Source organism: Mesorhizobium kamtschaticum, from assembly GCF_056174585.1.
Map to the genome: position 1 here is coordinate 484193 of NZ_JBWBWI020000002.1, position 22034 is coordinate 506226.

The following is a 22034-nucleotide window of genomic DNA, read 5'->3' on the forward strand; positions in this document are numbered from 1 at the left end:
AGACCGGCCGCCGCTGCTAGCGGGTGAGGTCGTAGGAATAGTCCGTCACACCCGTCTCGCTGGTCTCGCGATCGAGCTTGTCGAAGATCTTGTCGAGGATCGTCGTCAGGACGCGCAGCCCGCCTTGGTAGCCCATGAGCGCAAAGCGATGGTGATGGTGCCGGTCGAAGATCGGGAACATCAGCCGGATCAGCGGCGTGCCGGTGTCGCGCTCCAGATACTTGCCATAGGAATTGCCGATCAATAGGTCCACCGGCTCGGTGAAGAGCAGCGAGCGCATCGCCCAAAGGTCCTTGCCCGCCCAGACCTGGGCGTCCTTGCCGAAGGGCGAGGATGCAAGCAGTTCCTTCATCTCGGCTGCCCATGCCGAGCTGCCGTTGGTGGCGAGGCAATGGGTCGGCTCGCCGCCGGTCTCCATGACGAAGCGGGCCATGGCGTAGACGAAGTCCGGATCGCCGTAGATCGCGTATTTCTTGCCGTGCAGCCAGGACTGGCTGTCCGCCATGGCGTCAACCAGTCGGCCGCGCTCAAGGCGGATTGTCTCGGGGATCTCCTTGCCGGAAATCGCCGAGACCTTCATCAGGAATTCGTCCGTCGCCTGGACGCCGAGCGGGTAATGGAACGAGGCCGTCGCCTGCCCGACTTGCTCGCAGTAGTCCAGCGTTTTTCGGGTGTTGTAATACTGCAGCGAAAGTGTCGCCTCGGCGTTGAGTGCCTCCTTCACGTCTTCGATCTTCGTACCGCCATCATACATGCGATATTCACCGTCCGACGGCGTGTCGAACTGGTCGGAGGCGTCCTGGATGAAGGTGTAGGACACACTCATCAGGTCGAGCAGGCGCTTGAGTTCCCGGTTGTTGCCGACGCAGAAGCCGTCGAAACCGGGAATGATGTTGATGGTTCCCCCGGCTTCCGTGCGCTCCTGGCCTTTCCAGAAGTGCTCCAAAATACCCTTGACCATTACGTCATAGCCATCGACATGGCTGCCGACGAAGGCCGGCGTGTGGGCGAAGGGCACGTCGAAGTCGCGCGGGACCGAGTTTTCGTCCTTGGCGTTCTCGATGAAGCTGTGGAGGTCGTCACCAATGACCTCCGCCATACAAGTCGTCGAGACGGCGATCATCTTCGGGTCGTAGAGCTGGTAGGTGTTGGCGAGCCCGTCGACCATGTTCTTCAGGCCGCCGAATACTGCCGCATCCTCGGTCATGGAGGAGGAAACCGCCGAAGCAGGCTCCTTGAAATGGCGCGACAGGTGTGAGCGGTAATAGGCCACGCAGCCCTGGCTGCCGTGGACGAAGGACATGGTTCGTTCGAAGCCGGCGGCCGCGAACACCGCGCCGAGCGGCTGGCAGGCCTTGGCGGGGTTCACGACAAGCGCTTCGCGGGCGAGGTTCTTTTCCCGGTATTCCCACGTCTTGGTGAATTCGCGTTGATCGGTAACGATCTGATCCGGGTGCGGACATTCGAAATTCAGCTTCTTCTCGGCGAGCATCTGCCTGTATTCCGGCTCGCGGAACAGGGGAGCGTGGTCAAGAATTTTTTCAGCCGACTGCGGCATTGGTGATTACCTCTTTTTCATCTGGCCGCCCCATAAGGCAGCTCAGGGACGTCGAGACGTTTCAGGTGTCCCGCGGGCCACGGGGCCGCGGGCGTTCATCGTCTCCCTTGGGGAGACCGGGCTAAGGCCCGGGTGTTATTCGGCAGCCATCGCCCGCCCACGGCTCGGGCTTTTTTTCCAAGGCGCGTCGTAAAGGCCCCAGACCGGGTTGTTGATGGCAAGATCCACGTCGCGGGCGAAAATGGCAAAGCCGTCATAGCCGTGATACGGCCCCGAATAATCCCAGGAGTGCATCTGACGAAACGGTATGCCCATCTTCTGTACGGGGTATTTTTCCTTGATGCCCGAGCCAACGAGATTGGGGCGAACCCCCTCGATAAACTTCTCCAACTCGTAACCGGTCACGTCATCATAGATCAGCGTGCCGTTCCTTACGTAATGGCCTGTGCGCTGATAGTCGTCGTTGTGGGCGAACTCGTAGCCTGTGCCGACGATCACCATGCCGAGGTCCTCGTAGGCTGTGATGACGTGGCGGGGGCGCAGGCCGCCGACGTAGAGCATAACAGTATTGCCTTCGAGGCGCGGCCGGTACTTGGCGGTGACCGCATCAACAAGCGGTCTGTACTTGGCGATAACCTTCTCCGTCTTCTCCTCGATTTCAGGGCCAAAATGCTTGGCTATCTTGCGCAGGGAGGCTTCGATCTGGGAGGGGCCGAAGAAATTGTACTCCATCCAGGCGACGCCATACTTTTCCTCCATGTGCCGGCAGATGTAGTTCATCGACCTGTAGCAATGGATGAGATTGAGCTTGGCCTTCGGCGCGCGCTCTATCTCGGCGAGCGTGGCGTCGCCCGACCAGTTGCCGACCACGCGCAGCCCTATCTCCTCGAGCAGGATGCGCGAGGCCCAGGCGTCGCCGCCGATATTGTAGTCACCGATCACGTTGACGTCGTACGGGCCGGCCTCGAACTCCACGTCCTTCTTCTCGAAGACCCAGTCGCGGATCGCGTCGTTGGCGATGTGGTGGCCGAGCGATTGCGAGACGCCGCGGAAGCCCTCGCAGCGCACCGGCACGATCGTCTTTCCGTGCTCCTTGGCCTTGTTGCGGGATACGGCTTCGGTGTCGTCGCCAATCAGGCCGATCGGGCATTCGGATTGCACGCTCATGCCGTTGTTGAGGGGAAACAGTCCCTCAATCTCGTCGATGATCTGTTCCAGCTTCTTGTCACCGCCGAAAACAATGTCCTTCTCCTGGAAATCGGAGGTGAACTGCATTGTCCCGAACGTGTCGATGCCCGTCGTGCCTACATAGTAGTTGCGGCGCTGCGACCAGGAATATTGCCCGCAGCCGACCGGGCCGTGCGAGATATGGACCATATCCTTGATTGGACCCCACACCACGCCCTTAGAGCCGGCATAAGCGCAGCCACGAATCGTCATCACGCCCGGAATGGACTTGATGTTCGATTTGACGTCGCATTCGGAGACGACCTCGCCTTCCTCGCCAGCCTCGTCCCCACTCTTTGCGACGCTGAGGTGCTTTTTGCGGCGCTTCGCCGCCTTGTCGGGATATTGCGACAGCACCTCCTCGATAAGCTTCGCATGGAGAGTGCCGTCATTCTCGTAATCCAGGCTCATGGGACCCCTTTAAAGGTTCGAGTGGCGCCTCACCGACGAGGCGCCGTTCTTTGAAAGGCGCGTCAGCGCAATGCGGCGCCTCGTGGCGGCAGCGCTCGTTACTGGGCGGCCGCTTTCGTCGCTTCCTTGGCCTGAAGCTCGGCAAGCATCTGCTCGTCGGTCTTCATGATGCCGAAGTCGAGCAGCATGTCCTCGAGCTCCTCCATGGTGATCGGAGTCGGCACGGTGCCCTGCCCCGAATTGCCATGGATCTTCTCGGCCAGCGCGCGGTATTCCCCCGCCTGCTTGGAGTCCGGCGCATACTGGATAACCGACATCTTCCTGAGCTCGGCGTGCTGGACGATGTTGTCGCGCGGCACGAAATGGATGAGCTTGGAATTGAGCCTGGAAGCCAGTGCTTCGGCGAGGTCGAGCTCGCGGTCGGTTTGACGCTCGTTGCAAATCAGGCCGCCGAGCCGCACGCCGCCCGAATGGGCATATTTCAGAATGCCCTTGGCGATGTTGTTGGCGGCATAGAGCGCCATCATCTCGCCGGACATGACAATGTAGATTTCCTGGGCCTTGCCCTCGCGGATCGGCATCGCGAAGCCGCCGCACACCACGTCCCCGAGCACGTCGTAGGAGACATAGTCGACATCGTCATAGGCGCCGTTCTCCTCGAGGAAGTTGATCGAGGTGATGACGCCGCGCCCGGCGCAGCCGACACCCGGCTCGGGACCGCCGGATTCCACGCACTTGATGCCTTTATAGCCGACCTTGAGCACGTCCTGGAGTTCGAGGTCTTCGACCGAACCTTGCTCTGCCGCGAGGTGCAGGACCGTATCCTGCGCCTTCGAGTTCAGGATCAGGCGGGTGGAGTCGGCTTTGGGGTCGCAGCCGACGATGAGGATCTTCTGCCCAAGGTCGACAAGTGCGGCGAGCGTATTTTGGGAGGTGGTGGACTTGCCAATGCCCCCCTTGCCGTAGAATGCGATCTGACGCAGACCTGACATGTAGCTTTCCTTCCTTCGTTCCATCCATCGCGGCTGCCCGCGACATGCCGGTCGGCAGCTCTCGCCGCCTCACACCCAAAGGGTCTCAAGATGCGTGCCAATTGGCTTGATCGAACACAAGAAAAATTTTGATGTTGCTTTTCAGCTATTTAGCCTGAGGGCAAACAGTGCTTGTCGGAACAAGCCCGTGTAGCGGACACGACAAAGGCGACAGAAAGATCCGATGGCGCTGCTCGAGACCGCTACAGGTTGACCTCGGTGTCCGGAGCAAGTTGGAGCAGCGAGTTAAGGCGCTTCGGTCGAGAGACCTGCTGCAGAGTCTTCGGTCCACGCGTAGCTGTGTATCGCTCCAGGCTGCTTTTGATCCCGCGCGGTTCAGCCTTTGTCTTCTCGATCGCGAGGTTTGCTTCTTCGCACCAGACGTCACAACTGTTACCGTAGGCTTGGCTGCCATTTCTGCTGATACGCTTGGATTGACCCCAAGGCGGTCATTTGCACCAACGGAAAACGAGCACAACTGTCCGAGCTCATGGATCGTCACGCTGGGAATAGCTGCCTTGGGCGATCTCGCACAGGTGTCGGTGATGCGTCAGGTAGATCACCTGACCGGCACATGCCATCTCACCAAACAGTTTGAAGACCTCCTCGGATCGGACGTGGTCGAAGGTCTCCATTATATCATCGGCGATAAGGGCACGGAGGGCCTAGACGGAACCGTCGGCCGTCAGCTCCGAGATTGACGGGCGCGCCATCGACGACCGTTTCCCAGATCAGGCCTCCGTTCCTACTGACCGACAGGCCTCCTTCAGTCGCGGCGTAAATCGTGTCGGCGTCTTTGCCGATGCGGCGAGGTCGATCAGCTTGGGAGCGGTCCAACCACAGACCACATCTTCCCGGCAATGTCGGGCAGCAGGCGCTGTACGTGTTCTTGCTCCTTGCCACCATAGTTCAGTTCGGACCGGGCTGCGCTTCTACAGGAAGGGTTTGCCTGCCCTGTGATCACATCCCTTCGTTCGCCGACGCAGCGGTTACCGTCCAGAGCGAGGGGATCGCAGTTGCTTGGGCAAAACGTTTCAAATTCGACTTCATGCTGATCTTTTGCGTTCAGGGAGCCACGGCGCCTGGGTTGACTGATGAACACCGTCCGTTCGCACATGTGGGGTCGAATTAACTCTTGGCGAGGGGCGCTTGCCGCACGAGGAGGAGCCCCGGCAGCTGTTGGATGATGAACCCGCCTCCCCACCAATGATGGCAATTCGACCCAGCGGAACTCCGGCTACTGCTCCATGTGGCGCAGTAGATGGGATACCGACGGACTGACTAGCCGTGTCCGGGGCAGCGGCCGGACCACGAGCCGCTGCACCCCTCAGTCGGTTTTGCAGCGCCTGCCGATCGGCGATGAGGTTGTCGAGGCACCAGCCTGAAACCGCCGATCTTAGAGCATCCTCAGCAGCGCGCCGCCTATCGAATACCCCGCGCCAAACGCGCAGATCAGGCCGAAATCGCCGGGCTTCATGTCGGCGTGGTTCTCCGACAGCGCGATGATGGCGCCGGCGCCCGCCGTGTTGCCCAGTCGCTCCAGCACCATCGGCGCGCGATCATGGTCGACCTCGTGGCCGAACGACAGTTTCAGGATCATCGCGTTCATGCGCGCATTGGCCTGATGCAGCCAGAAGCGCCTGACCGCCTGCGGCGTCAGCCCGTGCTCGGCGAGGAATTCGACGATGAACTTCTGCCCGGCGACGGTGACTTCCTTGAACACCTTGTTGCCGACCTGCTTGATCAGATTACCTTCCAGATTGATCATGTAAGGATCATCCTGGGCGGTGCGGGTGTGATGGCCGAGATTGGTGCGGATGTTGTTCGACATCTGCGTCCAGATGCGCGTGTCGAGCACCTCGAATCGTTCCGGCCGCTTCTCGCCCTGGGCAAGCCCCTCCACCACCATGGACACGGACGCGTCGCCGAAGATGAAATGCGTCTGCCGGTCGCGGAAATTGAGATGGCCGGTGATGATCTCCGGCGTCGTCACCAGAATGCGTTTGTGCGCGCCCGACCGCACCAAATTGACGGCGATGTGCAAGGCAGCGGCAGCCGAAGAGCAGCCAAGCCCCATGTCGAAGCCGGCGCCCTTGGTGCCCAGCGCTTGCTGCATTTCGATGGCGATCGCCGGATAGGGTCGCTGGTGATGCGAGGCCGAGCAGATCACCAGATCGATGTCGGACGGCCTCAGCCCGGCATGGTCGAGGGCTTTCCTTGCCGAAGCGATGCCGAACTCGGCCTCCAGCGACAGCGCGTCATCAGGCCGCGCCGGGATGCGCGGTGCCATGCGGGTCGGGTCGAGAATGCCTTCGCGCTCGATCACATGGCGGGCGCGCACCCCTGAAGCGTGGACGATGAAGTCGCTGTCCGATTTCGGCAGCGGCGGCTGGCCGGTCTCCTGGCGGCGCGCATTCTCCATGTCGACCCAGGCATTGAAGCTGGCGACCAGTTCTTCATTGGTGATCTTGGCTTCAGGGACTTCAACGCCGATGCCGCTGATGATGACGCGATGCATGTTTCAGTCCGTCGCACGCGCAGGCGCTGCGGCTCTCACGTGGGCGTCGAATTCGCGCGCCGGCCGCGTTCGCTCATCCTCGAATTTGACATAGAGGGCGGCGGACCAGTCAGCCATGTCAGCTCCCATAATCATTCAACGGTGACCGATTTTGCGAGATCGCGCGGCTAGTCGACATCATGTGCCCATGACCAGCGCCGTGTGATAGGCAAGAAGCTGTATCGGCAGCGAGAAAATCATCGGCGCGACTGTCTCGTCGACTGCCGGCAGCCCCCGCAGCCGCCAATTTGTCCTTCAACTCGGCGAAATTCTCGATAATGCCGTTATGGACGACGGCCACACCATCGCTAAAGTGCGGATGCGCGTTGCGTTCAGTCGGTGCCCCATGGGTTGCCCGGCGCGTGTGGGCGATGCCAATGGTGCCGCCCAGCGGCTCTTCCTTCAGCCTCGCCTCGAGATTGACGAGTTTGCCCTCGGCGCGCCGGCAGTGCAACGCGCCCTCGGTGATCGTCGCAACGCCGGCTGAGTCATAGCCGCGATATTCCAGACGCTTCAACGCGTCGACCAACCGCTCCGACACTGGCTGTTGCCCAACGATGCCAACCATCCCGCACATGCTCGTCTCCGATTTCTCCCGGCAGCCTGGATCGACCGGAAGGACACCCGCCCGGCCGTTTCTATTGAGAGCCTCCTAGGGGAATTCGGTACGACTGGTAAAATCGATTATTGGGATAACTGTTATCCACCCAGTGGATGGGGGTAGGACGCGTTTGGGCGACGTCCTCGATTATCCGGCGGCGAGACAGCTCATTTCGGCGATACGGGCCTCCTGAACGATCCGGGACGCGAGCGCCTCACGCAGATTGCGCAGATTGGCCCTCACTGTCTAATGATCGAAGACGCGCCCCAGCAACGCCGATCGGAGGGACTGAAGACGCCGGATTGCTCAGTATTTCGACGAAATCGGCATGACACCCCCTTCGCTGCAGGCTCCGTCGAGCACAATCGATAGTTGGGCGCCATTGCAAGGTCCAGGCTGGACACTACGGCAGCAAACGTCCCGCGACCAAAAACAAGTGCTCAAGAGAAAAACCCGCCGCGCTTCGCGGCGCGACGGGTCGATCGGGCGTTGATGAAGCATCGCTGCTGCGTCGTCATGAAACGCTGGGCCCACCCCTTTGCCGACCGATGTTCGAGGAGATACCCTCTCGCGCTGAACCACGCCAGAAACCTCCTTGCCGATGTGCCGCTGGAGCACCCGCCGCCATGGCACCAGCGTGAGCTCGCGCGACCTCTCGATCGCGGCATATTTGCCGCAGGCGAGCTCAACCGATCGGCGCAGCGTACCCTCTACCCGATCTCCTGCCCGGGCTTCGGCATACGAGAGCCCAAGTTCTGCGAAAGCTGACCGACAACACGGTTCAGCTCACGCTGACGCAGGATCGAAATCATGTTGGCGCGATAAACTATCCGGTCCTGCTCTTCACTCGCGAGACCCTGCAAGAGCAGCCACTGCCGCCTGCGTGCCTGCGCGGCCCGCACATCACGGCCGAAACCCGAGCCATGCAAAGCCTCCGGTCTGTCAGAGACCAGCTCGCGGTCAATCCAGGTGGCGCCGTCGAAACCAATCTGTTGCTCAAGCGACAATGAGGAGAGCTTCTCGACCGTGACAGGTTCTTCGCTGGCACGCTGACGCTCGTAGACGACGACGCGTTTGGGATGGTCCGGCCCGATGACCCAGGTGCCGTCAGGCTCGCGCTTCACTCCACCGGTGGCGTGGCGGATCGCTTCAAGGCGTCGGACGTTGCGTTTCGGCGAAAGGTTCGGTGACCGACCGATCATGCTTCAGATGGATGTCGATGTTGTAGCGCCCGTTATGGGCGGCCACGATGTCCGCGATCGTACGGTCAAACTGCCTTGGCTCGGTGTTGCTCGGAGTGACACGAAAGCGGCTCCGCTGGACAACCAAAGGGTTGTTATGGCCAGGGATCAAAGCCCGAAGGGCCGAGACCGCCGTGACCAGAGCGAATGAAGCGGGCTCGGTTCACGAGAGCCCGCCGCGCGTCATCACGCGCGCGGGCGCCCGCCAACGTCAATTCAATAGGACGGGTTTGCGATAGTGGGGCTTGGGGGCTTGATCCTGTACTCGAAATCTTCGCCCAGCATGCGCAATATTTCATGTGGATCGAAAACCGATCGTTTCGGCGAGGTAGAGGATCCGTCCACATCGACGCGCCGACTATCCCCCTTGGATGGCCGCGAAGGATGCTTCTGGTCAACTCTTGAAGATTACAGCAGCGGTGGACGGTCTGGCGAAAGTCCCATTTTCGAGAAGAACACGTTCCATACCTCAACCTCGCCCAGTTGATCAGGAACATGGTTCTCCTGATGGATACTGCAGCGCTCCGGGACTGGCCCTGTGAACTTCGACCTATCATATGCATTCCCGATGGCGCGGAAATAGGCCACATGGAACCTTGAGTGTCCCAATTTTTTCTCAAGTAGAGTGACCATCTCCTGGAGATCGTCTACGCCAAACGTCTTTCCCATCTGCTGATCCCCCGGAGCATCCGTCGCCGAGACATAACGCACAAACAACGTTTTTCGTGTCCGAGCGATGTCGAGCATCTTATTGTATTTGTAAATCAGCTTCTCTCGGCAGGACCGTAACGCTTCCGGCGTGAATATCACTGCTTTGGACATGGTCCGATCGAATTCATGGTGGTAAACTACCCCGTAATTTTCGCAAAATGCTGACGTCCCATTGAAGCAGGCTGATACACGAAGCCCAAATCGCGCTCCATCATCTGCCATTATTTCCTCGATGGAGGCTATAGGTGTCACAATCCAATCAAAACAGCTGCTTGGGCGCCGTTTGAAATAGCGCCTGATTTGCGTCGCAGGAGTGCAGTCAGATCCAAGGCTAAAAATAGCTTCGTAAGGCATTGCCCGGTCCTTAGGTGGTACCAGATGGGAGTGAAAGAGCGATGCTTTCCAGCATTTCGAAAGATAGGGCAAATCGATTGTATTGATACGGACCATCAGCGCTGCGGATATGGAACACGCAGCATCAAACTGTCCAAGCCGGTCATCATCGCGCGGCTTAGGATCTTTGTCCGCGATAGGCTGTTACCGGTGGGTTTCGTTCCTCGCCGAATGGAGGCAGCGGTAAGCGAACGCACTCTCTATCGGCGGCGGCTCGCTGGCCGTGCGGGCGAAACGAAATCGTCGAAAATGGAGGTCATTCAATTTCGGAAGCAGATACAAGCTGCAGTCGTGGGGCAGCGTGTCTGGCGATACCCTGGTGGCAACCGTGTCCTTGATCGCCTGCTTGAACATCGACAGTGATCACCATCGGCCGTGACAGCGACCGGCTGGCGAGGCACTGGCCATCGGGCGGCTGCCGCCGTGGATGTCATTCAGCCACCGGAGGGCAGCAAGATGGTACTTCAGACGCCGCGTAGGCACCGATGGCGTCGACGCATAGCCGCAACGGGCGGAGCACGGAGGCGCCGGAAACGGCGATCTGCAAACTCTGGCAATCCTGTCGCAGCAGCAGCACGTGCTGCATCCCTGCTCGCGTCAGCAGGACGTCGTTGGCGCATGCGTCGCCTCCGTGCGGGATGTGTTCCCGCCATCGAAGGGCAAAGCCGCCATTGATGCAGCCTGTAGACCTTTACAGCTTGCTAGCGAACGACGCGGCCAAGATTCGCCTGACCGGAGGCTGCGTCGTGGAGGTTGACAGCATCAATGCTGACAACCTTCCGGCGTCATCCGCTGGCCTTTGACCTCGATGGGTGCGCGGCGTGGCGGCACCCAGCCGACCTGGCTGAAATCAGGGATCAAGAGCCGGCTCCGATCGATTGGTCGATGCGAACCGGAAACAGGGGCTCGCAGACGGCAACGCCTTCGGTGAAGGCGGGCCGCCGTTCCGCTGCCAGCGTCTCGACCGGACGTTCGCTTTTCAACGGATAGAGCGTGGTGCCGATGATGGCTCGATCGCCTGCCTGATAGGCTGCGTTGCGCCGCGCTGCCGCGGCATGAACGCGTGCCTGGACATGCCCGCCCTGGAGGCTGGACAAGACGCCGCCCTCGGCCTCGATCGTCTGCAATTCCGTCCAGGCTGTCTCGCACAGTTCCGCGGTCAGCGCTTCGACCGCGCCGGATCCGTAGGCAGGATCGGCGACATGATCGATATGGCTTTCATTGGCCATGATCAGTTGCGCGTTGCGGGCAACGCGGCGGGCAAAACCCGCCGGTAAGCCATGCGCGATCGTGTGCGGCAGGATTGAGATCGAATCGGCGCCGCCTGATGCTGCCGCAAAGCAGGCAATCGTGGTGCGCAGGATGTTGGTTTCGGGTCCAATGCCGTCATCATGCGAAACGACGTCTCGGCGTGGATATTGGCGGTGGAATTGGGGATCGAACAGGCTTCCTGCAGCCGTGCCCAGAGCCTGCGCAGTGCCCGAACCTTGGCCACCGACAGGAATTGGTCCTGGTCGACGCTGAGCGCAAAGCCGATATGCGGTGCGGCATAGACAAGCGGCTGCCGCGCTGTCTCGAACATTCTGAGATAGGAGACAGCCGAGGCCAGCATGATGCCGAGCTCTTGCGCTTCCGTGGCGCCGGCATTGTGGAACACACGCCCGTCCGCCTCCAGCAGCACGCCTGGAACACCCATCGAGAAGAAATGCGCCAGCGATTGCGGCATCGAGGCCTGTAGCGCCTCGATCGACATGCGCAGCCGGCCGGTTCCGGCGAAGATCGCCGCCGGATCGATGCCGAAGGAGAGGTTGAGCTTCGCCGGGTCCGAACGGCGCTTGCTCAGGAACGCTACCAGCCAGTCGGCCAAGGCGCGGCTCCAGGGATGCGCATCGATACGGATCTGGATGCGATTGAGCGGTACGCCGTCCAGCACCGTCTCCAGCGCCTGCGCCGTTCTCGGCAGGCCGTAGCCGAATGCGTTCGGCGCCCCTTCGAAGACAAGCGACAATCCCGTCGCGCCTTGCGCTACGTCCTCCAGAGCCTGGGCTCTGGCGCGGTCGATATCCGGATCATCGACGCGCTGGCTGACGATCCAGGGCGATTTCGGGTTTGCACGCACGAGCGGTTCCGCCGCGATGCTGCGGTCGTAGAGCGGTTCGATGCGGATGTTGTCGTCGGTATGCGAGACCAGCGTTTCCTCGAAGGATGCGCCGGCCAACGCCTTTTCCGCCAAGGCCAGCCATCGCTGGCGCTCGGCATTCTCTGGTTCAACATCCCTGGTCAAGGCTCCAGCTCCCATCCTTCTTCCTCGTTTTTATGCGTCCGCATCAGCCTGGAACACAGTCTACGGTTCCCGGTCCGATATCGTAATGCAATGCACTTGTTGGATCTGAATTCGACCTATCGGAATTATGTCAGCCTGTGGCACAAACCATGGCCGATTGCCACATACCGGCAAAATTGACGATGTCGGCAGCAACCCACGAGCTCCATCCATCTGGTCGGGAAGCGCATAGTTCAGGGCGATGCTGCGTGATCAGGTGGGTGGTCTCCGGCTGTTTCGTTGTTTTTGAGTTTGCAACCGACATCGAACTGTTGTGTGCGACCCCGGCTCAACAATCCCTGCGGGTGGGGGCGAGGCGTCCGCCTTCGTCTCATGGCTAAATCAAAGACAGCCGATGGCGCCACTCGCGGCCAGTGCCGGCCCTTCGAACAGGGTAACGACTGCCTTGTCATCAGATGGATCCACCATTGTCGGCAGGAGGTGGTTGCGCAATGTCGCGCTCGATCAGGCAGAGTTCCAGGGCCTCTACCATCTCTTCGGCTGACTTGCCGAGTGTCTTGAGATGGATTTCGGGTTTTTCCGGGGCTTCATACGGTGAATCGACGCCGGTGAAATTCTTGATCTCGCCATTCAGCGCCCGAGCATACAGGCCCTTCGGGTCGCGCCTGGCGCATTCTTCGAACGGCGTGTCGACAAACACCTCGACGAATTCGCCGTCGGCCATCAATTCCCGCGCCATGCGCCGCTCGGCGCTGAACGGTGAAATGAAGGAGACGATGACGATCAGCCCGGCATCGGCCATCAGCCGGGCGACTTCGGCGACGCGGCGGATGTTTTCGACGCGATCGGCGTCGGTGAAACCAAGATCGCGATTGAGGCCGTGACGGACATTGTCGCCGTCGAGGATATATGTGTGGCGCCCCGTGGCGAACAGCTTCTTTTCGAGCAAATTGGCGATGGTCGACTTGCCCGAACCCGAAAGTCCGGTGAACCAGAACACGGCTGGCCGCTGGTTCTTCATGTCGGCGCGGCCGCGCTTGCCGACGTCGAGCGATTGCCAGTGAATGTTTTCGGCGCGGCGCAGCGAATGCAGGATCATGCCGGCGCCGACCGTGGCGTTGGTGATGCGGTCGATCAGGATGAAGGCGCCGGTGGTGCGGTTCTCGGCGAAGGTGTCGAAGGCGATCGGCGCGCGCGTCGAGATGTTGCAGATGCCGACTTCGTTCATTTCGAGCGACTTGGCCGCCTCATGGGCGAAGTCGTTGACGTTGATCCGGTATTTCAGGTCGGTAATGGTGGCGCTGGTCTGGTCGGTCTCGGTGCGCAGGATGTAGGAACGGCCGGGCAGCAGCGCATGCTCGTCGAACCAGACGAGGTTGGCGGCGAACTGGTCGGCGACCTGCGGCCGTGCGGCAGGCGAAACCAGCATGTTGCCGCGTGAGATCTCGACCTCATCGTCAAGGACAAGCGTGACCGCCTGACCGGCCGCGGCCTGGCCGAGGTCGCCGCCATAGGAGACGATCCGCTTGACGCGCGAGGATTTGCCGGACTTGGCGACAACGACCTCGTCCCCCGGGCGCGACCGAGCCGGACGCGATCGTGCCGGCAAAGCCGCGAAAGTCGAGATTGGGACGATTGACATACTGGACCGGAAACCGGAACGGCAGTTCGACCACCGCCTCGTCGACTGACACGGTCTCGAGATGCTCGATCAGCGTCGGGCCGGAATACCATTCCATGCTTTCCGAGCGGCGGGAGACGTTGTCGCCGTAGCGGGCGGACATCGGGATCGGCACGATGGTCTGGAAGCCGAGATCACGCGAGAATTGCCGGTAGGCCTCGGTGATTTGTTCGAAGATCGCCTGGTCGAACCCGACGAGATCGATCTTGTTGACGGCCAGCACGATGTGCCGGATGCCGAGCAGCGAAGCGATGATCGAATGGCGCCTGGTCTGGCGCAGCACCCCTTGCCGCGCGTCGATCAGCACGATCGCCAGATCGGCGGTCGAGGCGCCGGTTGCCATGTTGCGCGTATACTGTTCGTGGCCGGGCGTGTCGGCAACGATAAACTTGCGCTTCGGCGTGGCGAAAAAGCGATAAGCGACATCGATGGTGATGCCTTGCTCGCGCTCGGCCTCGAGGCCATCGACCAGAAGCGCGAAATCGATGTCGTCGCCGGTCGTGCCGTGCTTGCGCGAATCGCGTTCGAGCGCGGCGAGCTGGTCCTCGAAAATCTGCTTGGTGTCGGAAAGCAGGCGCCCGATCAGCGTCGACTTGCCATCATCGACGGAACCGCAGGTCAGGAAGCGCAGCAGCGATTTCTTCTCCTGCGCCGCCAGATAGTCGCGGACGCCGTCGGTGGGTGCGAGGCTCTTTGCCATGATGTGGCGCATGGTCAGAAATACCCCTCGCGCTTCTTCTTTCCATCGAGCCGGCTTCATCGCGGTCGATCAGGCGACCCTGTCGCTCGGAGGTGCGCGCGGTCAGCATTTCGCCGACGATGGCTTCCAGCGTGTCGGCATCCGATTCGATGGCGCCGGTCAGCGGATAGCAGCCGAGCGTACGGAACCGCACAAGCCGGTTCTCCACCGTCTCGCCGGGGCGCAGTTTCATGCGCTCGTCATCCCGCAGGATCAGCATGCCGTCGCGCTCGACGACGGGCCGTGGCTTGGCGAAATAGAGCGGCACGATCGGGATGTTTTCCTGCAGAATATACTGCCAGATATCGAGTTCGGTCCAGTTCGACAGCGGGAAGACGCGGATCGATTCGCCCGAGGCGATGCGGGTGTTGAATATCTTCCACATCTCGGGTCGCTGGTTCTTCGGGTCCCAGACATGCTGAGCGTTGCGGAAGGAGAATATGCGCTCCTTGGCGCGGGATTTCTCCTCGTCGCGACGGGCGCCGCCAAAGGCGGCGTCGAAACCGTATTTGTCGAGCGCCTGGCGCAGCGCCACGGTCTTCATCACATGGGTGTGCGTGTTTGAACCGTGATCGAACGGATTGATGTTGTCGCGCACACCATCTTCGTTGACATGAACCAGGAGATCGAAGCCCAGTTTCTGCGCCATCTGATCGCGAAAGGCGATCATCTCGCGGAATTTCCACGTCGTGTCGACGTGAAGGAAGGGGAATGGCGGCTTGGCGGGATAAAACGCCTTCATCGCCAGATGCATCAGCACGGACGAATCCTTGCCGACGGAGTAGAGCATGACCGGTTTGGCGAACGAGGCCGCAACCTCGCGGAAGATGTGGATGGACTCGGCCTCCAGACGTTGCAGGTGCGTCAAAGGAACATTCATGTCGGCACTTTCTAATCCAGCCTTTGACGGCGCTTAAAGCGCCGCCCCGGGCAGAACTGCCAGTCATCCCCGAAGCGGGCCCTTGCAAGCGCGAATGTGCGCCGGACGTTCGACGCTTGCTGAAACCATATGATCACAGCTTTCGTCATCGCGACGATCTGAGACATCCGAGAGATTGCCCCAATGGTGTGCTGTTCAATCAGCCGGCAATATCATGCGCCGGCCAAACGGAATGAACGACCATGCCCGTTCGTGGAGATAGTACAGCACGATTTTTGTAATAACTTCAGCACTGGCGATCGATCCCGCGGAAACGACGTTTCCAGTTATGAGCCAGCTCAGCGCGAACGTATCGACACTGCCTGTGATGCGCCAACTGACAGCCTTGGCTATGGATCTGCCGTGGGTCTCGGGGACAGGAATGAACATGCGCAATCGCTCCAGGGGGACGTCAAAACCGACCTGATTTGGTCAGCTTGGTTTGATGGTGGGAACGTTCTTGATCCTGCCTGTCGATCAGGTCGGGAGGAAGTACGTTGGCGGTCATGCCCTTCTTGGCAAGTCTGCAACAAGAACGCCCTTAGTTGATGCCAATCGCGGCCAAGTGGCAGCCCCGTCGTGGAGCAAGCCCGCTACTGGCTGCGAAGGCCAGTCACACGGCAGCGACGTCAAAGAACCTCGCATAAGGTCCGTTTGCGAAGTGAAGCCGCAACTCGTCGAAGTTCTCTACCGTTTCGTCGAGCGGTCGCGCTTCCTGGCGCTGAAGGATGGCGCGACCGGAAAGCTGAAGCCCCGGAACCCCCAAGAAATCCCAAACCGCTCCCAAACATGTGGCGGGTTCTTGAAGAAGGCTCTCATATTCGATTACCAGCACGTTGGACGGCGCGAAGGCGTGCGCAACTCGAGCGTAGAAAGCGTCGGCGGTTTTGAAGTACGCCTCGCAGTTGGCGATTGGCAATCTGACCCGTGGTGGCGGAGCCGCATCCTTGTCCGAACTGAACTTCAGCCATTGGCCGCTTTGCCGTGCCTGCACCAGCGACCTTAGCGATTCCAGTATGTTTCTCCGGACCACGAGGATGACCTTGAGTCCTGGCCAACGGGCCAGTTCCGCAAAAAAGCCCGGATGATCGTGAAACTGAGGTTCGTTGACCTTGCAGCCAACATGCGTCACCGTCTTGTCGCTCCAAGTGGGACAGCGCACGTAAGCAAGCTCTAGGAGCTCGCGATCGCCGAGCAGCAAGCGATCCTTATCGGGCCAGTTGGTGTCGTACTCGTTGAGCAACTCACCGTTACTCAATATGTTCGGATGCTCGTTTAGCAATACTTCCAGGTAGTGTGTCCCAGTCCTTGGCAAAGCAAGGATGGCAAAAGGCTCAGGTGTCGGTGAAATGTGGGTCATAGTGTGTGTTCCAGCTGATGATAGTTTCGACGGTTCAGGGGCGCCCAGGACAAGAATACGGGATGTGATCTCTTAAGACGGACGGATGCAATCCGCGCTCATGCAGCCGGATCGCGCCATGAGGTTCTGGTATCGCAGACCGGCGTGCACGGCTGCGTCCGGTCGCGTGTGCGCCTCAGCTTGTGTGTTCTGCTGTCCCCAACTCACAGTCGCTGGGCCAAGCACGCTCGCGGCTGTAGCCGTTCGCGATGCTGACTCTCGTTCTCCTTCTTGTGTTCGAAAGTAGCATCAACGCAGCAGGCGCCGGCGAAGCAGCACCATCGAGAGGAAGAAAGGCACTACCGCGTATATGCAAAGCGCACCAATGTGCAGGGCGATGTCCCCAGCCGGGCGATCAAGCATGCCCGGACGAATTAGGTCGATCGAATGCGCCAGCGGTAAGATGCCCGCTATGTGCTGAAAGGTGCTTGGCAGTTGAGTGACCGGGAAGACAGCGCCGGACAGGAACAACATGGGTGTGAGGAAGAGCGTCTGGTAGAATATGAAGTAGTGGTAACTGGGCGCAAGCGCGGTTACGATCATCGCCAAGCTCGCAAAGGCCAACCCAGTGAGAGCGATGACTGGTAGCACATAGAGGACGGACGACCATGCTGAGTAGCCCGCTATGACGGCCACCATCGCAATTGCCGTACCGGCCAGAAAGGCCCTTGTGGTTGCCCACACCAACTCACCGAGAACGATGTCGCCGAGGGTAAGTTGTGTGTGCAGGATCGCTTCCCAGGTCCGCTGTTCGTTCATGCGAGGGAAAGTCGCATAAATTGTTTCGAAGGTGGACGCGGTCATCGCACTTGTCGCGACCATGCCGGCTGCCAAAAAAGCAGGGTACGACGCGTCTTCAACGCGACCTACCATCATTCCGAGACCAGTGCCGAGTCCGAACAGGTAGATCATAGGATCGGCGAGGTTACCGAGAATCGACGCGAGCGCGACCTTCGTCCATGCCAGATAGTTGCGGCGCCATACCGCAATCCAGTTCCAAGCGTTGGCGGGTAGAGCCGCCGAAAAACCTTTACCCATCGTTCACTTCTCCATCTCGCGTCCGGTCAGCCGCAAGAAAACGTCCTCCAGACTGGGTGGACGCTCCAGAAGGCGCAGACCCGCGCGCCCGCGCAGTTGTACGCGAACCTGCTCCGGATCGGCCGTATAGCAAAAGAGCGTCTCGCCGCTCACCTCGACGCGCTGCACGTATGGCCTGATCAGCGAAACCAACTCCTGGGGATTCCCGCCGAAGATCTCGATCACCTGGCACCCGATGTGTTCCTCAATCAGGGCATGAGGGCTGCCTTCGGCGAGTTTGCGTCCATGCTCCAGAACGCACAGCCGATCGCATAAACGCTCGGCCTCTTCCATAAAATGGGTAGTCAAAATGATCGTCTTACCGCGCGCCAGCAAGAAAACGCAGACGCTCCCAAATCAGGTGTCGCGCGTGCGGGTCGAGGCCGGTCGTCGGTTCATCCATCACGAGTAGCTGGGGGTCGTTGATCAGCGCACGTGCCAGTGTCAAACGCCGTTTCATGCCGCCGGATAGTTCGCCGACACGTGCATCCGCCTTGCTCTCAAGACGGGCGAACTCGAGGAGCGACGGGATGACCTCTTTGATCTTGCGTGTGCTCATGCCGAAGTAGCGCCCGAACACCAACAGGTTCTCTCGTACGGTGAATTCCTGGTCAAGGTTGTCGAACTGCGGAACCACGCCGATGCTCTTGCGTGCCAAGCGACTCCGCGCACCCACTGGCTCTCCAAGAACCGTGATCTTGCCCGCATCAGGCACTGTCATGCCGAGGAGCATACGCGCAATCGTGCTCTTGCCCGCACCGTTCGGCCCCAGCAAGCCGAAGCACTCTCCCGACGCAACGGTGAACGACAGCCCGTTCACAACAAGCTTGTCGCCGAAGGACTTCTTCACGCCGGCAAGGTCGATTGCTACTTTGGACATGTGTCGATCTCAGTCTTAAGAGGCCGATCAGCCGGCCGGTAGCTAATTTGCGAATATTTCTTGGCAGAACCGGCCATCGCATTGTGACGGCCCCTTTGGATAGTCACAGCCGAAGCAAACGTGTGTCGCTCTCACCGGACGGATTGGCGTCGAGATGCAATCGATCGCCGTTGCTGACAATTGATGGATGTTGCCCAGGCTCACAACGTGTCCATCCAGCCAACGCACTCGATCACTCAGCGCTGCAAACGCTGTCCGCGTTCACCAACTTTGAAGAATCGCGCGGAAGATCCGTTCTTCGAATTGCCTCAGCACTTCCCGAACTGCCTGTACCAACTCCGGCAATCGGGTTTGCGACGATGATCTGCTTTTTGTCGGCGTTGGGCAGGGTGGCAGTCTTGCGTGAAAGCCAATCACTATTGCTCAAGGTGCACAAAGCATAGGCTTTCAAGGGGAGTAACAGAAAGATGTTGATAAAAGTGTGCAGAGAAAAGCCGATAAATCGAGCTTGCCGAGCTCGACATGCTGTCACGGTGCACCGAATGATGGTCATTGCTGCAATAACCAGGATTGTCGGCCACGGCAGCGTGGCTGTCAGTGCAAACTGCGCAATCCCGGCTATTACCGACAGGGCAAGAAGTAGCGGGCCAAGATTCTGTCCGACGACGTCCAATGTAAGATAGCGATCGAGGCCGGGCAACAGGCGCAGCGCAAGCAGCGTGTCCCGGAAAGTGCTCCGTGCCCAGCGCAGTTGTTGGCGCAGATAAGGTCCTAACCTATCGGGAACCACCGTTACAGCAATAGCGTCCGGAACGTACTCGGTTCGAAAGCCTGCCTCCAGCATGAGGATCGTAAGATGGCGATCCTCACCGAAGTCGCTTGGCTTGCCCGAAACATCTGCGTCTCGTACTGGTCTAGCAGCGAAAGCAGCGAAGATCGGCGGTACATAGCACAGGGGCCGCAACAGCACATGACGGCACCGAAGCGGGCTTGCGCCGCCCTCTCCTCGTTGCAGGCCAGCCAGTACTCCATATCGATCAATCGGGTCAGCCAAGTGTCGCTCCGGTTGCTTGCCGTCAACTGGCCCATGGCAGCGCCGATTGCTGGATCCTGCATCTTCCGTGCAAGCTTCCTGATGACGTCGGACGCAAGTGTCGTGTCCGAGTCGACGTTGAGCACCAAATCTCCAGATGAGCGACGTATCGCGGCGATCTGCGCTTTGCGCTTGCCGACATTCTCTGGGAGCAGAATGAAGTCGAATCGCGGGTCGCCGGCGTAATTGTCGTGAACGGGAATGACGGCGTCGCGATTTCCAGAACCGTCATCAACCACGTAGACACGTAGCTTTCCGGCGTATTCCTGGTTTGCAATGGAATCTAGGCACGCCGAGAGCGTAAGCGGGCCTTCGTTGTAGCAGGGGATGATGACATCCACGCTCGGCCAGAGGTCGGAGCCGACCAGGTCTTCCGACGCCGGTGCAACGGTTGGCGGCAGGGAATAAACCGCCTGCATGCCCTTATAAACAGTCGAGAGCAGTGCATAGCACGCGACGGCGACAGTACTGGTCGTGGTAAGCAGGTCCATGGGATCTCGTATGTTCAGTGATGTTGAGGGAGCGGGCGGATTACAAAACCGCGGTGATGCAGCGCTGGAATCAGACGGGATAGCGCCGTGACAGTCTGGTCACGCAGACTGGCGTAAGTGGCCGATTTCAACTCCTCGGGCCACCCGTCGTGCAAGAGCACAATTGCGCCCGGCCCAACACCGGTGAGCACCTCATCGACAATCGCGTCGACGCCAGGGCGAGCCCAGTCTCGCGGGTCAACTGACCAATGGACGCATGCCAATCCGGCGCGCGCCGACGTAGTGAGCACGTCCTCGGTCCAGACCCCATACGGCGCGCGCATGCGCCGCACCGTGGCCTGGGGACACGCCATCCTGATGGCGTTGCTTGCCTCGACTATTTCACGTTCGACTTCGCCGGGTCCGCATCTGGACAGGTCCGGATGAGTCATCGTGTGATTGGCTACCTCGTGCCCTTCTGCAATCATTCGTCGGATGAGTTCCGGCTGGTCTGCTGCGTGGGCGCCGATGACGAAGAACGTCGCCGGCACCCGATGTTGCGCCAACAAATCGAGGATCTGCGGTGTGCAAACTGGATTGGGCCCGTCGTCAAACGTCAAATAGACGCTGCGATCTTGAGTGCCGTCAGCGCAGTCACTGGGCACTTCGCACATGTAGTCCACATTTTTCATAGGTTCGGAACGCTCCGATCGATTAGGGTGCCGGGCGGCCACTCGCCCATCGAGCATCGAATTGGCGCAACATGGTTCGGCATCGCCTGCCGAACCGTGCCGGATGGAATGGAGAGGTTGTCGCGTCGTGTCGACGCGATGGACCTTGCACGGGTCACCGAAGAACCAAGCCGCAATCGACATGCGACTTGATTGATGTTGGGCGTATGCCGGAAGGCGTACACCAGAAAATGCTCCTCGGGGCCGAAAGTGCTCCTCGGAGCTAACGCAAACATCGACAACGTTCCTTTAGGACTTCCTTGAATTCTCCCTATGCGACGTTCTGCAAAATCGGTAAAATCGTTTGTTTCGATCAGATGCATCCACGCTTTGGATAGCTGATGACATGCGTTTTCAAACGGCTCGATGTAAATCTCCTCGTGGTGTACGACGCGCGCTCGCCGGGCGCGGCCTCACTGCCGCGGCAAGCCGAAGCATCGGATGACACGAGCCCTTTCGAACAATTTTCGTGACTAGCCCGCCAGCTTGCGGCGCGCTTTGGCGCGTCGCATTGTGTGGTCCAGCGCTATCGAGCTACGGTAGCGCTCGGCCTGGGGTGGCCATCGCCGCAGCGTTCTGGAGCATCGGGCGTTCATCATCATCGAGCGGATCGAGCAGACCTCGAATCTGACGCTGCATCGGCAGAAGCTGGCCGCACGCGGTATCTTAGTGTCCCGTAATGCGGTTTGGCAGTTTCTCAGGCGCGAGGGGTTGAGATGGGCCAGCTCATCCTCACAACCACATCCACCGAATGCGCAAACTACCTCGCAAACGCTCGTGGGTATGCTTCCACCAAAATGCTTTAAGCCAACCGGCCATGTCGTCGCGCGGCTGCACGATTCTTTCCACGATGAAATATTGCCATGAACAGCCGCGAACGTATTCTAATACCGCGTGCGGAAGCACTCGCCCCTTAAGTTCGTTAGAGTGGCGACCTCTCGCGTGATGCCAACCCGCACGGTGGCCATCTCCCGCGTAATCTCGGCCGCCACTACCTGTGGCTCTTGGCCATCGGGGCGGCCGACGGCCAA

General features: G+C 59.9%; 11 protein-coding genes and 9 pseudogenes. 2 read left to right on the forward strand and 18 right to left on the reverse strand.

Features of this window, described 5'->3' with window-relative positions:
* Positions 1 to 16: 16 nt before the first annotated feature.
* From nifK to nifH, 3 genes are all read right to left on the reverse strand, one after another.
* A complete protein-coding gene (nifK, locus tag AC0V7N_RS38095; protein WP_496628130.1) occupies positions 17 to 1558 on the reverse strand; it encodes a nitrogenase molybdenum-iron protein subunit beta in 1542 nt (513 codons plus the stop codon).
* A gap of 135 nt (positions 1559 to 1693) precedes the next feature.
* Positions 1694 to 3196: a nitrogenase molybdenum-iron protein alpha chain gene (nifD, locus tag AC0V7N_RS38100; RefSeq protein ID WP_496628131.1), complete on the reverse strand. Its 1503-nt coding sequence runs from the start codon at positions 3194 to 3196 to the stop codon at positions 1694 to 1696.
* A gap of 98 nt (positions 3197 to 3294) precedes the next feature.
* Positions 3295 to 4188, reverse strand: a complete 894-nt coding sequence (nifH, locus tag AC0V7N_RS38105) for a nitrogenase iron protein (protein WP_464615158.1) — start codon at positions 4186 to 4188, stop codon at positions 3295 to 3297.
* Between the two features lie 557 nt (positions 4189 to 4745).
* On the opposite strand from nifH, the gene AC0V7N_RS38110 reads away from it, so the two are divergent.
* Positions 4746 to 4928: a hypothetical protein gene (locus AC0V7N_RS38110; protein ID WP_464615379.1), complete on the forward strand. Its 183-nt coding sequence runs from the start codon at positions 4746 to 4748 to the stop codon at positions 4926 to 4928.
* 695 nt (positions 4929 to 5623) lie between these two features.
* Here the strand turns inward: AC0V7N_RS38110 and AC0V7N_RS38115 are convergent.
* From AC0V7N_RS38115 to nodB, 15 genes and pseudogenes are all read right to left on the reverse strand, one after another.
* Entirely contained in the window at positions 5624 to 6745 is a 1122-nt protein-coding gene (locus AC0V7N_RS38115) for a beta-ketoacyl-ACP synthase III (protein WP_496628132.1), read from the reverse strand.
* 6 nt (positions 6746 to 6751) lie between these two features.
* Positions 6752 to 6862: pseudogene (locus AC0V7N_RS38120) on the reverse strand (trans-aconitate 2-methyltransferase); the annotation flags it as partial.
* Between the two features lie 151 nt (positions 6863 to 7013).
* Positions 7014 to 7361, reverse strand: a pseudogene (locus AC0V7N_RS38125) (glutamine--fructose-6-phosphate transaminase (isomerizing)); the annotation flags it as partial.
* Between the two features lie 330 nt (positions 7362 to 7691).
* Positions 7692 to 8509, reverse strand: a pseudogene (locus tag AC0V7N_RS38130) (DUF3363 domain-containing protein).
* Positions 8510 to 8534: 25 nt separating this feature from the next.
* The gene (locus AC0V7N_RS38135) at positions 8535 to 8633 is read right to left on the reverse strand and encodes a hypothetical protein (RefSeq protein WP_496628133.1); all 99 of its coding nucleotides are present in this window, start codon (positions 8631 to 8633) and stop codon (positions 8535 to 8537) included.
* Positions 8634 to 9034: 401 nt separating this feature from the next.
* A complete protein-coding gene (locus AC0V7N_RS38140; RefSeq protein WP_496628134.1) occupies positions 9035 to 9691 on the reverse strand; it encodes a hypothetical protein in 657 nt (218 codons plus the stop codon).
* A gap of 896 nt (positions 9692 to 10587) precedes the next feature.
* Positions 10588 to 12029 (reverse strand): annotated as a pseudogene (locus AC0V7N_RS38145) (methylmalonyl-CoA mutase subunit beta).
* Positions 12030 to 12465: 436 nt separating this feature from the next.
* A pseudogene (cysN, locus tag AC0V7N_RS38150) lies at positions 12466 to 14407 on the reverse strand (sulfate adenylyltransferase subunit CysN).
* Between the two features lie 2 nt (positions 14408 to 14409).
* Positions 14410 to 15314: pseudogene (gene cysD, locus AC0V7N_RS38155) on the reverse strand (sulfate adenylyltransferase subunit CysD).
* Between the two features lie 195 nt (positions 15315 to 15509).
* On the reverse strand, positions 15510 to 15743 hold the full coding sequence (locus tag AC0V7N_RS38160) for a DUF2061 domain-containing protein (protein ID WP_183455225.1): 234 nt from the start codon (positions 15741 to 15743) through the stop codon (positions 15510 to 15512).
* 223 nt (positions 15744 to 15966) lie between these two features.
* Positions 15967 to 16713, reverse strand: coding sequence for a sulfotransferase (locus tag AC0V7N_RS38165; protein ID WP_496628135.1), 747 nt, complete (start codon positions 16711 to 16713; stop codon positions 15967 to 15969).
* 288 nt (positions 16714 to 17001) lie between these two features.
* Entirely contained in the window at positions 17002 to 17790 is a 789-nt protein-coding gene (locus AC0V7N_RS38170) for an ABC transporter permease (protein WP_183455227.1), read from the reverse strand.
* A 3-nt stretch (positions 17791 to 17793) separates the two neighbouring features.
* A pseudogene (gene nodI, locus AC0V7N_RS38175) lies at positions 17794 to 18709 on the reverse strand (nodulation factor ABC transporter ATP-binding protein NodI).
* A 232-nt stretch (positions 18710 to 18941) separates the two neighbouring features.
* A pseudogene (nodC, locus tag AC0V7N_RS38180) lies at positions 18942 to 20293 on the reverse strand (chitooligosaccharide synthase NodC).
* Between the two features lie 14 nt (positions 20294 to 20307).
* Positions 20308 to 20964 (reverse strand): chitooligosaccharide deacetylase NodB, encoded by a 657-nt coding sequence (gene nodB, locus AC0V7N_RS38185; protein WP_258580996.1) that lies wholly within the window; start codon positions 20962 to 20964, stop codon positions 20308 to 20310.
* Positions 20965 to 21482: 518 nt separating this feature from the next.
* Here nodB and AC0V7N_RS38190 point away from each other — a divergent pair.
* Positions 21483 to 21717, forward strand: a pseudogene (locus AC0V7N_RS38190) (IS630 family transposase); the annotation flags it as partial.
* Between the last annotated feature and the right edge of the window lie 317 nt (positions 21718 to 22034).